Annotated in this window: 11 protein-coding genes; 8 read left to right on the forward strand and 3 right to left on the reverse strand. The window is 36.3% G+C overall.

Translation table 11 applies throughout. The annotated features are described in order from the left end of the window. The coding region (locus tag SAGCYANO_RS31800; RefSeq protein WP_305081059.1) for a putative PEP-binding protein at nucleotides 1-907 on the forward strand (907 nt) is incomplete at its 5' end. Nucleotides 908-2,713: 1,806 nt separating this feature from the next. On the opposite strand, the gene SAGCYANO_RS31805 is transcribed toward SAGCYANO_RS31800, so the two are convergent. Then, the gene (locus SAGCYANO_RS31805) at nucleotides 2,714-4,033 is read right to left on the reverse strand and encodes a transposase (RefSeq protein ID WP_237396895.1); all 1,320 of its coding nucleotides are present in this window, start codon (nucleotides 4,031-4,033) and stop codon (nucleotides 2,714-2,716) included. Between the two features lie 155 nt (nucleotides 4,034-4,188). Between SAGCYANO_RS31805 and SAGCYANO_RS31810 the strand changes: the two genes are divergently transcribed. The 3 genes from SAGCYANO_RS31810 to SAGCYANO_RS31820 all read left to right on the forward strand — a co-directional run bounded on the left by SAGCYANO_RS31810 (nucleotide 4,189) and on the right by SAGCYANO_RS31820 (nucleotide 6,382). Beyond that, nucleotides 4,189-5,004, forward strand: a complete 816-nt coding sequence (locus SAGCYANO_RS31810; RefSeq protein ID WP_202223734.1) for a ComF family protein — start codon at nucleotides 4,189-4,191, stop codon at nucleotides 5,002-5,004. Between the two features lie 684 nt (nucleotides 5,005-5,688). Further along, nucleotides 5,689-5,961, forward strand: a complete 273-nt coding sequence (locus SAGCYANO_RS31815) for a DUF4336 domain-containing protein (RefSeq protein ID WP_237396896.1) — start codon at nucleotides 5,689-5,691, stop codon at nucleotides 5,959-5,961. Nucleotides 5,962-6,124: 163 nt separating this feature from the next. Beyond that, complete coding sequence (locus tag SAGCYANO_RS31820; RefSeq protein WP_237396897.1) at nucleotides 6,125-6,382, forward strand: DUF4336 domain-containing protein; 258 nt, start codon at nucleotides 6,125-6,127, stop codon at nucleotides 6,380-6,382. A 433-nt stretch (nucleotides 6,383-6,815) separates the two neighbouring features. On the opposite strand, the gene SAGCYANO_RS48265 is transcribed toward SAGCYANO_RS31820, so the two are convergent. Then, the gene (locus SAGCYANO_RS48265; RefSeq protein WP_255502777.1) at nucleotides 6,816-6,941 is read right to left on the reverse strand and encodes a hypothetical protein; all 126 of its coding nucleotides are present in this window, start codon (nucleotides 6,939-6,941) and stop codon (nucleotides 6,816-6,818) included. 728 nt (nucleotides 6,942-7,669) lie between these two features. Here SAGCYANO_RS48265 and SAGCYANO_RS31825 point away from each other — a divergent pair. After that, nucleotides 7,670-9,295, forward strand: coding sequence for an alpha/beta hydrolase (locus SAGCYANO_RS31825; protein ID WP_202223736.1), 1,626 nt, complete (start codon nucleotides 7,670-7,672; stop codon nucleotides 9,293-9,295). A 718-nt stretch (nucleotides 9,296-10,013) separates the two neighbouring features. Here SAGCYANO_RS31825 and SAGCYANO_RS46075 read toward each other — a convergent pair. Next, on the reverse strand, nucleotides 10,014-12,194 hold the full coding sequence (locus SAGCYANO_RS46075; RefSeq protein WP_237396898.1) for a pentapeptide repeat-containing protein: 2,181 nt from the start codon (nucleotides 12,192-12,194) through the stop codon (nucleotides 10,014-10,016). Nucleotides 12,195-13,619: 1,425 nt separating this feature from the next. On the opposite strand from SAGCYANO_RS46075, the gene SAGCYANO_RS31845 reads away from it, so the two are divergent. The 3 genes from SAGCYANO_RS31845 to SAGCYANO_RS48275 are packed head-to-tail and all read left to right on the forward strand — an operon-like array spanning nucleotide 13,620 to nucleotide 15,716. After that, nucleotides 13,620-15,410, forward strand: coding sequence for a WD40 repeat domain-containing protein (locus SAGCYANO_RS31845; RefSeq protein WP_202223737.1), 1,791 nt, complete (start codon nucleotides 13,620-13,622; stop codon nucleotides 15,408-15,410). Between the two features lie 7 nt (nucleotides 15,411-15,417). Next, nucleotides 15,418-15,549, forward strand: coding sequence for a hypothetical protein (locus tag SAGCYANO_RS48270; RefSeq protein WP_255502779.1), 132 nt, complete (start codon nucleotides 15,418-15,420; stop codon nucleotides 15,547-15,549). A 38-nt stretch (nucleotides 15,550-15,587) separates the two neighbouring features. Continuing rightward, the gene (locus tag SAGCYANO_RS48275) at nucleotides 15,588-15,716 is read left to right on the forward strand and encodes a hypothetical protein (protein ID WP_255502780.1); all 129 of its coding nucleotides are present in this window, start codon (nucleotides 15,588-15,590) and stop codon (nucleotides 15,714-15,716) included. The last annotated feature ends 288 nt before the right edge of the window (nucleotides 15,717-16,004 follow it).

The raw sequence follows: 16,004 nt of genomic DNA on the forward strand, positions 1-16,004 counted from the left end.
ACGGTCAGAGTTAATGGCTATTGAACTGTTAGAAAATCATCATCCTTTATGGTGGATACAACAAGGCCGTCAATCAGAATTAGTCAGTCTAATGGTAGAGAAGCTTAGTGAATTTGCCGCAGCTTTTACTCCAAAACCAGTCTTTTATCGTTCTCTTGATTTAGCATTATTTAACTCTAGCGATGGGGAAAAAGTATTTACGAAAATTCCAGAAGAATCTATAACTAATTATTCTGGAAACCAAGATAACCAGACCAAGTCAAATCTTCATAATCATCGGACTAATTATTCTAATCCTATACTAGGAAGACATGGTACATTCAGTTATATGCTAGAACCAAATTTACTAGATTTAGAAATAGATATTTTATCTCAAGTATATGAATTGGGTTACACTAACGTTAATTTAATCTTACCATTTGTACGTTCTGTAGAAGAATTTCAATTTTGTCATAGTCGTATTCAAACTAAATGGGAAAATCGACCTAATAATTTCCAAATTTGGATTATGGCAGAAGTACCATCAGTTTTATTCTTACTACCTGAATATGTTAAAGCTGGAGTTCGGGGTATTGCTATTGGCACTAATGATTTAACTCAATTATTGTTAGGTATAGACCGAGAAGAAGAACAAATGGCAAGTGCTTTTGATAGTCGTCAACCAGCAGTAATGAGAGCCATTCAACAATTGATTTCTCAGGCTAAAATTTCTGGTATTCCTTGTTCTATTTGTGGTGATGCTCCTGCTTTATATCCAGAAATAATAGATAATTTAATCAGGTGGGGTATTACTTCCATTTCTGTTAATGTTGATGCTGTGGATAAAACTTATAATTCAATCGCTCGTGCAGAACAACGTTTGATTTTAGAAGCAGCTCAATTTAAGAATTTAGGTGATAAGTTTTAGGTGGTAGGTTTTAGGTGGTGGGTATATATTTTTTCAGCGCAGCAAGAAAGTCAGGAGAATTTGGTATATCGGAATTTTCCGACTCACCAACCACATTTATATCCCTGGTGAACTAGAACATTAAACCGATAAAGAAAAAGAGAATTTTCAGAAAAGGGGAGATAGGGAGAGTCGGGAAAATATCAGAATCAGGTCCTAGGTGCTGGGTATATATTTTTCCGCGCAGCAAGAAAGTCAGGAGAATTTTGTCTATCAGAATTTTCCGACTCATCAACCACATTTATATTCCTGGTGAACTAGAACATTAAACCGATAAAGAAAAAGAGAATTTTTAGAAAAGGGGAGATAGGGAGAGTCGGGAAAATATCAGAATCAGGTCCTAGGTGCTGGGTATATATTTTTCCGCGCAGCAAGAAAGTCAGGAGAATTTTGTCTATCAGAATTTTCCGACTCATCAACCACATTTATATTCCTGGTGAACTAGAACATTAAACCGATAAAGAAAAAGAGAATTTTCAGAAAAGGGGGAGATAGGGAGAGTCGGGAAAATATCAGAATCAGGTCCTAGGTGCTGGGTATATATTTTTCCGCGCAGCAAGAAGTAGTCAGGAGAATTTTGTCTATCAGAATTTTCCGACTCACCAACCACATTTATATTCCTGGTGAACTAGAACATTAAACCGATAAAGAAAAAGAGAATTTTTAGAAAAGGGGAGATAGGGAGAGTCGGGAAAATATCAGAATCAGGTCCTAGGTGCTGGGTATATATTTTTCCGCGCAGCAAGAAGTAGTCAGGAGAATTTTGTCTATCAGAATTTTCCGACTCACCAACCACATTTATATTCCTGGTGAACTAGAACATTAAACCGATAAAGAAAAAGAGAATTTTTAGAAAAGGGGAGATAGGGAGAGTCGGGAAAATATCAGAATCAGGTCCTAGGTGCTGGGTATATATTTTTCCGCGCAGCAAGAAAGTCAGGAGAATTTTGTCTATCAGAATTTTCCGACTCATCAACCACATTTATATTCCTGGTGAACTAGAACATTAAACCGATAAAGAAAAAGAGAATTTTCAGAAAAGGGGGAGATAGGGAGAGTCGGGAAAATATCAGAATCAGGTCCTAGGTGCTGGGTATATATTTTTCCGCGCAGCAAGAAGTAGTCAGGAGAATTTTGTCTATCAGAATTTTCCGACTCATCAACCACATTTATATTCCTGGTGAACTAGAACATTAAACCGATAAAGAAAAAGAGAATTTTCAGAAAAGGGGGAGATAGGGAGAGTCGGGAAAATATCAGAATCAGGTCCTAGGTGCTGGGTATATATTTTTCCGCGCAGCAAGAAGTAGTCAGGAGAATTTTGTCTATCAGAAATTTTCCGACTCATCAACCACATTTATATCCCTGGTGAACTAGAACATTAAACCGATAAAGAAAAAGAGAATTTTAGAAAAGAGGGAATAGGGAATAGGGGAAAATAATTGATAATTTCTGTGGGATAATTGATTTTATTTTTGATTTTTACCAGATGTCTAATAATTAGGAGTCTCTAGATTTATATCATGTCCGGTTAACGAAGTCAGAAGTCAGAAGTCAGAAGTCAGAAGTTATTTTTGAGTTGTGAGATATTGGAAACTTTTAGGGAACACCGGATCTGGGATCTGGGAACAGAAAAGAAGAAAAAAACATATCATATGAATATAATAATTGCTATATTCTATACTTTTAAGGAATATCTCAATTCTCACAACTGATTCCTGATTGCTATAGTAAATTGTTAACAGTTGACATCCTCCCGACGCTGCTCTACGAGACAGCACGGGATTCCCATCCATCAATCAAACAGACTAAGCTGAAGGAATGACTCAGGGCGGGTTGACACATCATAGGAATCTGCTGGCTTTTCAGTCTGACGTTTCCTCCGTGTCCGAAAATAATCGACCGTTGACCCTCGGCGACTTCATTAAAAAGTGATAGCTGTACAGGATTTTTTGCTACTGTTCCTTTGACTATTTCAACCTTGGTTTTCGGTTGAGCAGCTTCTAAAATATTAACTGCTGCATTAATATCTCTGTCGTGAAACGTGCCACAATTTAAGCAAGTCCATTCTCTAACATTTAGCTCTTTTTTGCCTCCTTTGAAACCACAATTAGAACACTTTTGAGATGTAGGCTCCCACCTAGAAATAGTTCTAAATTCTCTACCATATTTCTCGCACTTAGCCTCAGTTAAAGTTCTAAATTGCCTCCAACCTAAATCACTAATTGCTTTCGCTAATTTGCGGTTTTTAACCATGCCGGAAACATTTAAGTCTTCTAATACGATAGTATCGTAATTTATGGCTAAATCAGTTGATAGCTTGTGTAGAAAATCTGTACGAATGTCTTTGACTTTTGCGTGAAGTTTAGCAACTCTAACCCTTGCCTTTTCACGACGTTTGCTACCTAGCTCAGTTTTGGCAAATTTACGTTGAAACTTACCTAATTTCTTGAGGTTTTTTTTGAGAGGCTTAGGAGCTTCAAACTTCTCACCATTACTCAAAGTTGCAAAAGTTGAAATGCCCAAATCAATACCTATTGAGTTTTCAGTCTTAGGTAAATTTTCAGCACAAGTTTCTACAACAAAACTAGCAAAGTAACGTCCTGCACTATCTTTAATTATAGTAACTGAGCTAGGATTGCTAGCTAATGGTCTTGACCAAATAATTTTAATTTTTCCTACTTTTGGGAAATAGATTTTATCTTGACCAATTTTGTAATTCGCTCCGACAAATCTAACTGCTTGTCTAGACTTTCTACTCTTGAATTTAGGAGGTTTAACTTTAATTCCTTTACGTTTTCCAGTACAACTATTAAAGAAATTCCTGTAAGCTTGGTCTAAATCTTTGAGAGACTGTTGCAATGGAGTAGATGCTACTTCCTTTAACCAAACTAATTCTCTTTTAGCCTGAGTTATAAATTGTTTGGTTAAGTCCACATAGCTAGGTCTCTTGTGACCATTAGTATACAGTTGGTTGCAGTGTGCTAATGCACTATTCCAAACGTATCTGCAACAACCAAATAGTTGATTTAATTTGATTATTTGAATATGATTTGGATATATGCGATACTTGTATCTGGCTTTCAATGTTTTAGCCTGTTACTAATATTAAGTAGTATTATTATAGCATGGGTTGGCATTAATCCCGACGCTCCCCTACGGGAGAGCGCGGGTATAAATGCCAACATTTAGATAAACATAAGAAACGGTTTAATATTTTAGACTTTTTAAAGGTTTTTACAATGATTAAATTTCTCTGGAGAAAAATACTTAAACCATTTCTGAATATATTTCTTAAGTCTAACTGTCCTCTTTGTCAGAGACCGACAGATAGAGAATTTTGTAAATATTGCGAAAGACAAGTTTGGCAATGTCAATTTCCTCATGGAGGACAAACATTTCCTGGAAAAATTCCAGTATTTATCTGGGGTGAATATAAAGATAGTCTCAAACGAGCGATCGCTGCGATGAAATATCAGGATAACCCACAGATAGCAAGACCTTTGGGACATTGGTTAGGGGATGGGTGGTTAAATTCCGCACTTTGCAAAAGGCAAGTAGGGACAACAACCCTTGACAAAATAGTAGTTGTACCCATTCCGATGCACAAAAAGAAGCTGAAAGAGCGAGGTTTTAATCAAGCAGAATTATTGGCAAAAAGTTTTTGTGAATTGACTGGTTTGCAGTTACGGCGAAATGGCCTGGAAAGAGTGAAGCAGACCCAAGCATTATTTGGTTTGTCCAGTGGAGAGAGGTTGGAAACGGTTAAGGATGCTTTTACTGTAGGAAAAGATTTCCGCAGAAGTCGTCCCCGCAGTTTAGTTTTGTTAGTAGATGATATTTATACAACAGGTGCAACAGTTAACTCTGCAATTAAGGTTTTGCAGAAAGCAGGTATTAAAGTTGTGGGAGTTTTAGCGATCGCGACTACGAGAAAACCTAGCGTTTCACTAAAGTCAAAAGTCAAAAGTCAAAAGTCAAAAGTTAGAAGTGATATTAATAGAAATCTCCAGAAAAGAGGGAACAGGGAACATGAAACTTGGAATAGTGAGGAATAATTGATAATTTATGGGTAAGAATTGATTTTATTTTTGATTTTTACCAGATGTCTAATGTAACTTAAAATCTTTACTCTACAATAATTTCAGCTTATTATTTGACTTCATTTGACTTCATCAGTTACCAACTATTTGTGACATTTTTGACAGCACTTTTTAGGATAGTGAGGTACAGTTGTCAAACTATTGTTATATTTCCCGTTCCCTGTTCCCTAGAACAATAAAACTTTGTACCTCATTAACTCGAAAACAGCTGTAAGTGAATTGGTATCAGAAACCACGGTTGTAGCGCTACGCGCAAGTCAGAAGTAAAAACTCAGAAGTCAGAAGCTAGAAGTTATCCCTGACTAACTTTGAGCATTTATATATAAATGTCCGCACCCTATTTGTGTAGTGCAATAAAAAGTCAGCTTGAATTGTATGGGTTAAAAACTCAAAACAAGTCGTTCTTGTGCTTCAATTTATGAGTGGAAAATGTAGTATAAGTTAAACGAATTTTTACTTCATTCATTAAAAAGCTGAATGCGAGCGCATTCCGGAGGAAGAGCTGACTGCTAATAGCTGAATGCGAGCGCATTCCGCAGGAAATACTTACCCATAAAATCTAAAAATTCAACCTTTTTTTCCTCTTTGTTATGATGTTTCCCTGTTCCCTGTTCCTTATTCCCTTTTTCATAATTAGCTATGCTTAGAAAAATAGATTGTAATATTTGGGTTGCCGAGCAACCTTTAAGATTTTTGGGGTTAGATGTTGGTACAAGAATGACTGTAATTAGTTTAAAAAATGGCGAACTAGCTGTCATTTCTCCAATTAAAGTTGACAAGAAAATTATTGAGCAACTTAAAGAGATTGGAAATGTCAAACATATTATCGCTCCAAATCTTTTTCACCATCTTTTTTATCTGACTTTAAAAATATTTATCCTCAAGCAAAAGTTTATGCTGTTTCAGGTTTGAAGAAAAAAGACCGGATATTTCTATCGATAAAATATTAGATGATGATGAAAAATATTTTGGTAGTAAGGTCGAATATTTCTTATTTGAAGGACTGAATACTTTTCTTCTGAATGGAGTATCGCCTTTACATGAGTATGTTTTTTTTCACGGTGAAAGTCAAACATTGATTGTGACAGATATTGTATTTAATTTTGATGAAAGCTTTCCATTTACAACAAAGTTAGTATCTAAAATTCTGGGAGTATACAAACAACTTAGACCATCAATTTTAGAATGGTTGGGTACTAAAGAAAAAGAGAAAGTTAGACAATCAGTTGAAAATATTTTGCAATGGGATTTTAGAAGGGTTATTATGGCTCATGGCACTATTGTAGAGGATGACGCAAAGCAGAAATTTAAGAAAGGATATGAATGTTTTTGAGAGAAAAATTTTTGACAATAAATAATTCAAGAATTTATAATTTATAATTTATAATTTATAATTTATAATTACCTTTTCTTATAAATAAAAGGATTGGATCGATGGATTTTTTTTTCTTTTCTTGGTCGATTGGATATGGGGAGGTTTCCTCGCCATCCCTCGACCGCTTTTTTCTACATGAATGGAGAGGCTTTATACCTAAATTTTTCGGTAACTAAACGAATTCTTTAGGGAGGTCGTACAGTTGTTTTCTGCTGTAGTCAATATTTATCTAAATAGTCGAGATTTACTCAAACACACAACCTTATAGGAATTGATCTAAAAGCAATTATCCAAATCAAAAAGTAGTTTTTAGTTACTTACTTTTTTGATTTATTGATCGATCAATCAAGAAAACAATTAAAAGCGCACAATAAATTAGAGATTATTTTCATCAAGCTGCTTTTTTCTTAATTGATTTTTGGCAAGATTTAACAACAACCCATTTTCCTGTTGTCGGGTCGCGATATACATTAAAAGGGTTAGATTTAAGCGATTTATAACTATTTTTCAGCTTCATAATGTACTCCTGATTTTTTGATGTATGGCACTACGCAAATAGGGCGCGGACATTTCTCTAATTCCTGCTCCCGGATAATCAAAATTTATTGTCAAACGCCAAAAAATGTAGTGCTATATTATTATAGTTTCAGAAAAGTTACTAAAAGACTGTAATTTATTAGATGATTCAACGTGATTCTAATTAATATTTAAAGTGATTTAAGTCACTTTTTATATATAGAAGAATAGGATGTTAAAATCTTCCAATTTTCTTTCTTGTTATCGAGCCTAATATATATAATAGGTTTCTCATGCAAAGATTAATAATTATTTAAAAAAGAAGAAAGTTTTCCTAAAAACTGGTATTGAAGCCATTAATTATGATTTGGTTCTCCTGTACGCCACCAATCCGACGGCTCCCTTAACTAATAACATTTCTCAAAAATTTTTCTACATTTTATTGAGCAGGGAACCCACCCTAACCCCTCCCAGAAGGGGAGTGGGTAGGTACTTTATTATTCAAAGTCCGTACAGGAAGAATTAAACATAAGAAACTGCCCTTAAAGACGGGGGTTAAATTAACATTAAATGATCTGCTAATTAGCCAAAAAATTATTCCACCTGTGTTAATTACTTAATAACCTAAGTATTATCTAAGTCAAGCATTACTTTTGATAATTGGTATAAATGAGTAGCAAAATTCAGCGCAATTTTTCCATAAAACGTCGCATAAAAACTAAAAAAAGGATGTTCTTATGGTTACTATCCCTCGTCTTAGTAACTACATCACTTGTGCTAGTTAATTTCTCAGCTAAAGCAGCAGAACAGATTCATTTTAATTACGGTTTTCTGAAAATTTCTGTATCTCTAACTGCTTTAGAAACTTATGCTGAAACAGGTAAAGTTGAAGATGATTTAAAGTTATATTTCCTATTTATAGATGCAGAAAATCAGCAAAAATTGAGAAATGTACTCAAATTTCATCTGAAGATTAATCCCATGCAACTTGCTCAAGGTTTGTATTCCCCCATGGGAGAACAATTACTCCAATATATAGGAGAAATGATTCAAACTAAAGGTAGAAATAATGGAGCGATCGCTCTGAGAGAAGCTTTAATTAAAACTGCTGAATCTCAAGATTTTACACCTATAAATTTTTTGCAAAACTTTCCGGGAGAGGTACAGTTTAATATTCGGAAAATTATGGCAGTAAATAGAGAATTTTCTGCCTTACTAGAAGATACAGAAAAGCTACTTACAGAAGTTAAACAAATCACATTAACCGCTGCTTCTACAGAAGAAAAAATAGATTTTTCCAGATTGCCAGATTTACGCCAACCAGGCAATATTTCTTTCTATCAAGAAACTCTAAATCTCAACGATAAAAGTCGTAACCGCCAATTTCTAGTTAATCTTTATTTACCATCTAACCAAATACAAACTCAAACTATTCCACTAATAATTCTTTCCCCTGGTTTAGCAGCAAAACTTAGTCAATGGCAACATTTAGCCATACATTTAGCCTCTCATGGTTTTGCCGTAGCAAAAATACAACATCCAGGCAGTGACTTTAATCATTTTCAAGCTTTTCTAGAAGGAAAAGAAACAGAAATATTTCAACTCAGAGAATTTATTAATAGACCCCTAGATATTACCTATTTATTAGATGAACTGGAACGTCGCAATAAACTTCAATATCAAGGAAAACTAAACCTGAAAAATGTCGGCATGGCAGGTCAATCTTTTGGCGCTTATACAACATTAGCCTTAGCAGGAGCAAAAATTAATTTTGCACAACTAAAACAAGATTGTTTAGCCCAAATTAAATCTTTAAATCCTTCCTTATTTTTACAGTGTCGTGCTTTAGACTTACCTCAAAAAAATTATGATTTACGAGATAAAAGAATTAACTCAGTATTAATTATGGACCCAGTAAATAGCAGTATATTTGGTAAGTCTGGTTTAAGTCATATTAATATACCAATTTTGTGGGTTGCTGGTAGTGAAGACCAATTAACCCCCGTAGTAATAGAACAAGTTTATCCCTTTACTTGGTTGCCAGTAACAGAGAAATATTTTATGTTGACAAAAGGAGCAAAACATCTCGATTTTAATATTACTGAAATTCAAAATGTAGAATCTGTAGATGATGACTCTTTAAATCAGTTAGTTAGTGCCAGTTCCCCAGTAATTAAATCTTATATTGATGCTTTTAGTTTGGCATTTTTTCGGGCATATCTAGAGAATAATTCTGATTATTTAGATTATTTAAAATCTTCTTATGCTGTAGCTATTAGTGAAGAACCCTATACCCTTGGTTTTTTGTCTGCTTTGACAGTAGAAAAGTTAATTCCAGCTTTGGCTAAAGATTAGCAAAAAGCCATTTCAGTTATCAGTTATCAGTTATCAGTTATCAGTACCTTTGCAATAAGGAAGCTTGAAATCTGGAATATTCTCTCTCTTTTTTTATACCTTTAAAAAGGGAGGCTTTAGACCAAATTGATAAATGTTTGCTACAAATATCTAGGGTATTTATTAGGAGTCAGGAGTCAGGAGTCAGGAGTAATAATGAATGACTTTAATACCATTTTTTAGGACGTAAATTATATTTTTTGTCAAAGAGACATCTCCTGTAAAGTCTTTTTATCCCTCTTACTATTCGTAACATTCTTTTTTCAAATTGGTATTAGACCACAATTTTTCGGTAATAGAATTAGAGTTTGCTGAAAAAGTCTTTTTGTAAGAGTAGGAGTCAGGAGAAATAGGAATTGTAGAGGAGATAGTTATCAGTTATCAGTTATCAGTTATCAGTTATCAGTACCTTTGCAATTAAGGAGGCTTGAAATCTTGAATATTATCTCTCTTTTTTTAAAAGCTTGCACTTTATTTTGACCAAAAAAAGCACTTGCCTCTATTTGTAAATGCTTTGATAGTTAATCAACAAACCCTAATTATCAAACAGGATTGGGTCTAAAACCCCACCTTTTAAGGCGAAATATTTTTGGAGACTTGCTCAAATCCCCGTTACAAAAATAACTTCTGTACGGGCGAACGGCCGTTCGCCCCTACTGACTTTTGAATTTTGACTTCATTAAGGTTCCGTAAAACCCTGAAAAGCTGCGACTAAAACATTAGCAACTGGATGGTTAATAGCCTCTTTAAAAGCTTCCGTACCTCCTGACTTCAACGCACCTATTACCCGTTGTTTTAATGTGGGGTTATTTTCGACAATTTCAACAGCTTGGGTAACAACTGCCATTTGACCTGCCGTAGTTTCTGTAGGATTTGATTGCTCTAATTGTCTGAGTAATTGCTGAATTTCTGCTGCTGTTTCAGCTAAAGTTTTTTGTTGAGCATTATTAATTATCGGAGCAAATGTTGTGTCTTGAATTTTTCCCTGTTTGTTACCAGCTACACCATAATTTTCAGATTTTCCTTCCTTACCAGTTGCACCATAATTCTCAAAATTTCCTTCCTTACCAGCCACACCATAATTTTCTCCAATCTCAATTTTATCTCTACTACTTCCTGACATTTTTGTATCTCCTTGATGACTATAATTTTCTGCATAAATATTTGGGCGTTGCATCGCAATATCTACCCAAGCTTCTAATCTTTGAATTTGTTTATCCTTCTCTGCCAAAAGTTGTTGAAATTCTTCCGGTGGCAGAGCTTCTGATCTATTATAAGTCTGAAAATATTCTTTGTTTAACTCCGAATGGTCAGCCTGGGGTGTAGTTTCAGCTCGCAATAAAAGTGACTGATGATTTTTGCCCCGCTTTTCCATAGAGACCATTTCTATTTCTGCCTCTGGATGGTCTTCCCGTAACTTCTGAAATGAATATGCCACTATCCGTGGGTCTGCTTTTCCATTGTGATAGAGGTCGAGAGTTTCTACCATTGGGGTAATAAAATCTACAAACTCTCCACCCTCAAAATTCTTTTCCCAGTCGTCAGGCTTTCTCCGAGGGTTTGGGTTAAGACTTTCTTCCAGTGAAAGTTGCAGGAAGTCGGGGCGTTTGTCTGGGGGAAGACGCATAAAAATATAGTCGCATCGGATGCCATAGAGTTTTGTCTCGGCAGTTATACCCCAATCTTCAATGAAAGCTCCGGTTAAGGTTGCCCCGGTAAAGTCGGTTTGGTCTAGAAAAGTTCCTACTAATTTGGCACGGGAAAGGTCAGCATCTTGGAGGTTGGCTGAGTTGAGATTAGCTTCTATGAAACTGGCATTAACCAGGTTGGCTCCCTGGAGGTTTGCTCCTTGGAGGTCTAGGCGATCGAAGTTTTGATTTTCTCCTTGACCTGTTTTGACTAATTCTCTGACTTTGGCTTTCTGGAGATAGGTTTTTCCTGGTCTTACCCGATCAAGTTTTATGGCATTTCGGAAGTAGGTGCGAGTTAGGTATGCTTTTCGCAAGTCTGTACTTTTGAGGGTCGCGTTAGAAAAGTTGGCATCGGTTAAGTCTGCTTTTCGGAAGCAAGTACCACCTGTGGCAGCAAAGGCAATAGCTAAGTTACGAATTAGAGCTTGTTTTTCGTCACCTTTCATTGCTCGGTAAGCGACGTAAGCACTTAATAATGTTGTGGCGATGGGGACGGCGATGGCGATAGCGATGGCGATAGCTCCGGTGAATACTCCGGCTAAGGGGAAGGCTAAGGCTAAGGGGAAGACGATGGCGATAGCTCCGGCGATGACTCCGGCGATGGCGATAGCTCCGGCGATGGCGATGGCGGCGGCGATGGCTCCGGCGACGGCGAAGGTTCCTAGGACGGCGACGGCTCCAGCTAAGGCAAAGGCTAAGGCTAAGGTAAAGGCTAAGACTAAGGCTAAGGCTAAGGCAAATGATCCAAAACCTGGTATAATACCCCAACGAATAACTACTATCCAGAAAAGAATAAGTATAATCAAGCTGACCCAACCAAATATTTGATCTTGTAGAATGGAATTCCCTAATATTGGATTTTCTGGATTGGAACTATATATCAACGTTACAAAAAATGCATTAAAGAAACTCAAAAATCCTGATATTCCTACCAGAATAAATACACCAATGAGCAAAACCACTACCCAACGTTTTTGCAGTCCCCCCTTAGCACCCTGAAAATTAGTACCTTGCAGAGTTGCCCCTCGAAAATTAGTACCTCGAATATCCGCCCCACTAAAATCTGCTCCAGACAAATCTTCCCCCTTAAAAGACAGACCCCGAAGATTCGCTCCTGGGAAGTCTCGTCTACCTTCTTGATATTGCTGCAATATTTCACGGGCCTTCATATTGGTATTTCTCTAAGATTAGGAATTTAGTGGCAAGTGGGTAGATGCGCCAAAATCATTTCCTAGTCTAACCTATATATATTGTGGGAGATATTCTAGGTTTTGTGCTGGCCTTTCTAGTTGAAAAGTTCAAAATTGGGACTCAGTACCTTCTGACTTTATCTAAAATCTAAAAACTAAGACGTTGTAGTTATAATGGAAAGTCAATTAAATATAGAGTCGGGCGATCGCTATATTCTGAGTTTCTCTCAAAGGAAAAACTAAGACGTTATAGTTTTCCCACTACCGAAACACCGAAACACCGAATCAACAAAAATATTGCCCTATATTCTGAGTATGTCTCAAACCAAAAACTAAGACGTTATAGTTTTCCCACCAAGAAACACCGAAGGAATGAATCAACAAAAATATTGCCCTATATTCTGAGTATGTCTCAAACCAAAAACTAAGACGTTATAGTTTTCCCACTACCGAAAGACTGAAGGAATGAATCAACAAAAATATTGCCCTATATTCTGAGTATGTCTCAAACCAAAAACTAAGACGTTATAGTTTTCCCACTACCGAAAGACTGAAGGAATGAATCAACAAAAATATTGCCCTATATTCTGAGTTTGCCTCAAACCAAAAACTAAGACGTTATAGTTTTCCCACTCCCGAAAGACCAAAGTTGTAAGAAACAGGACTTGCGCACGAACACTAAATAGACTGAGGGCGAATGCCATTCGCCCCTACATATGGTATTTTTAAGGTTAAGCATGCGTAAGTCCTGAAGAAAGAAAAATATTGCTCTATAATTCTGAGTCTGTTTCAAACCAAAAACTAAGACGTTGTAGTTTTTCCCACTACCGAAAGACTGAAGGAATGAATCAACAAAAATATTGCCTTATATTCTGAGTCTGTCTCAAACCAAAAACTAAGACGTTATAGTTTTTCCCACTACCGAAACACCGAAGGAATGAATCAACAAAAATATTGCCTTATATTCTGAGTCTGTCTCAAACCAAAAACTAAGACGTTATAGTTTTTCCACTACCGAAACACCGAAGGAATGAATCAAGAAAAATATTGCCCTATATTCTGAGTCTGTTTCAAACCAAAAACTAAGACGTTATAGTTTTCCCACTACCGAAACACCGAAGGAATGAATCAACAAAAATATTGCGTTATGTAGGGGCGAATGGCATTCGCCCTCACTCGATTTAGTATCCGTGCGTAAGTCCTGGATATATCAAATACAGTAATGGCGGCTGCTATAAATAAATACTTATTAGCCACCCAATAAATAATTTTTTGAAAATGTAAATAGTTTTAGTATAGATTTTCGCCGACAGCGGACATAAAACTCTTGAGTGGCCCAACATTTGTTAAATTAAAAATTGAGATAATATTTCTGTTATATCCCCCTATATTTAGCTGCTGAAAATGTACACTCACTCCAATCAATTGCAAGTAGTTTTACCTAGCTTAAAAGAAGTAGGAATTTCTCAAAGAATAGCCTTGGGACATATCTACAAAATTCAATTCCTGAATAACGATTTATTAGTAATCTGCGCCAGTGGTGGTACAAGCTTATACCAAATCAATAATTGGCAACGACTGTGGGATATCGACTCCCCGGCAAAATGTGGCACAATAAGTCACGATGGTACAACACTAGCATTAGGTTGGGGTCAAAAAATTTATATTTGGGATTTACGGCAAAGGCAACTTTTGCGACAACTACAAATACAAACTGATGATGATATAACAATAACTTGTATCGCCATTAGTTCTCAAGGTCAATTTCTTGCCTGTGGAGATAATAAAGGTACTGTCAGATTTTGGAATTTAGCATCGACAACAGAAACTCCAACGATGGAATTATCTTATCCTGAAGAAGAGTTAGAAGTAGTGAGTGTAGCGATCGCTGCCGATGGTAAATTTCTAGCAGCTACATTTATAGATATAGGTGATGTTATAGTCTGGGAAATAGCATCCGCAACTCAAGTAAAAATCATGGCAGGGGAAACAGACTGTCCCTCTAATTTTGTCTTTTCCAGTCCAGACGGCAAATTAATAGTTTGCGGGAGTAATGATTTACAAATATGGGATATGGTAGCAGGAACCGAGTCAAAATTTCTCGACTCATGGCATAACAATGCTGCTATTAGTTCTGACAGTCGCCTCCTAGCTGCTGACACTCAAATCTGGGATTTGGCATCACAAACAAAGATAGTGACATTACCCGGCCATCCTAGTTACATTGGTAGTATTGCCTTTAGTCCTAATAGTGCGTTATTTGCTGCTGGCAGTTTCGACCGAGTAGATATTTCAGAAATTCCATCGGGAAAAACAATTGCAACTCTGGAAACCCAAACAAATTTTTTCATCAAAAAAGTTGCTTTTAGTTCTGATGGAAAATTTCTGGCAGTTGTCAGTCGTAATCAAGTCCAATTATGGAATATCCTTTCTGGAGAAAAGGTCAAAACAATAGTCTCAGACATGGAGTGGGTGCAAACAGTTGCATCTAATTCAGATGATTATTATTTTGTGTTTGGCAGTAGTCAGATTTCTGATGGCAACTTTAATCTGATTTGTTTGTGGGGAAATCAATCAGAAACCTATATTCAGATACCGCGAAATAGTTGCCCGAAAATTATTGCTATCAGTCCAGACCTAAAATTAGTAGCATTTATCAATTCAGAAAATCATCTAAATTTATGGGAAATTGCATCAAAGCAAGTAGTCAAAAGTTTTTTGGGACATACAGACTATATTCAAAGTGTTGTTTTTAGTTCTGACGGTAAGTTTATGGCCTCTGGTAGCAACGATGGTACTGTGAGGTTATGGGATATTGCTTCTGAGACAGAAATCAAGATTTTAGAGGGTTGCTTTAGTTGCATAAATAATGTTGCGATCGGTAACGATGGTCAGTTTCTGAGCTTTAGTAATTGCGATAAAGTGCATTTATGGAATATTTTATCTCAGGATAAAGTTACAGTTTTAGAAGGATATGACAATTCAGTAGAGAGTGTTGCAATTAGTCCCGATAGTCGGTTTTTGGCTGCTGGAGATAGGGATGGTATTGTCAAGTTATGGGATACAAAATCAGCTACAGAAATTAAGGTATTAGCTGGACATACAGATGCTGTGAACGGTATTGCTTTTAGTCCAGATAGTAAATTGATTGCAACTGGGAGTGAGGATGGAACCGTGAGATTATGGGAAATTTAGGGCGTTTGTGAAGAGATGGGGAGATGGGGAGGTGGGGAGATTGGGAGATTGGGAGATTGGGAAATATTTGGTAATGGTTGAAGATGGAACATTTTTTGATACCGAATTAAACGCATTTGATATAAAATATCACTTCTAACTTCTAACTTCTAACTTCTAACTTCTAACTTTTAACTTTTGACTTTAGTGAATGGGGAGATGGGGAGATGGGGAGATGGGGAGATGGGGAAATATTTGGTAATGGTTGAAGATGGAACATTTTTTGATACCGAATTAAACGCATTTGATATAAAATATCACTTCTAACTTCTAACTTCTAACTTCTAACTTCTAACTTTTAACTTTTGACTTTAGTGAATGGGGAGATGGGGAGATGGGGAGATGGGGAGATGGGGAGATGGGGAGATGGGGAGATGGGGAGATGGGGAGATGGGGAAATATTTGGTAATGGTTGAAGATGGAACATTTTTTGATACCGAATTAAACGCATTTGATATAAAATATCACTTCTAACTTCTAACTTCTAACTTCTAACTTTTAACTTTTGACTTTAGTGAATGGGGAGATGGGGAGATGGGGAGATGGGGAGATGGG

Source organism: Okeania sp. KiyG1, assembly GCF_014132355.1.
Classification (GTDB): Bacteria; Cyanobacteriota; Cyanobacteriia; order Cyanobacteriales; family Microcoleaceae; genus Okeania.

Excerpts from the sequence above, each read along its gene's own strand:
- SAGCYANO_RS31845 (WP_202223737.1), top strand. The coding sequence starts at position 13,620 with ATGTACACTCACTCCAATCAATTGCAAGTAGTTTTACCTAGCTTAAAA.
- SAGCYANO_RS48265 (WP_255502777.1), bottom strand. The coding sequence starts at position 6,941 with ATGAAGCTGAAAAATAGTTATAAATCGCTTAAATCTAACCCTTTTAAT.
- SAGCYANO_RS46075 (WP_237396898.1), bottom strand. The coding sequence starts at position 12,194 with ATGAAGGCCCGTGAAATATTGCAGCAATATCAAGAAGGTAGACGAGAC.
- SAGCYANO_RS31825 (WP_202223736.1), top strand. The coding sequence starts at position 7,670 with ATGTTCTTATGGTTACTATCCCTCGTCTTAGTAACTACATCACTTGTG.
- SAGCYANO_RS31815 (WP_237396896.1), top strand. The coding sequence starts at position 5,689 with ATGCTTAGAAAAATAGATTGTAATATTTGGGTTGCCGAGCAACCTTTA.
- SAGCYANO_RS31810 (WP_202223734.1), top strand. The coding sequence starts at position 4,189 with ATGATTAAATTTCTCTGGAGAAAAATACTTAAACCATTTCTGAATATA.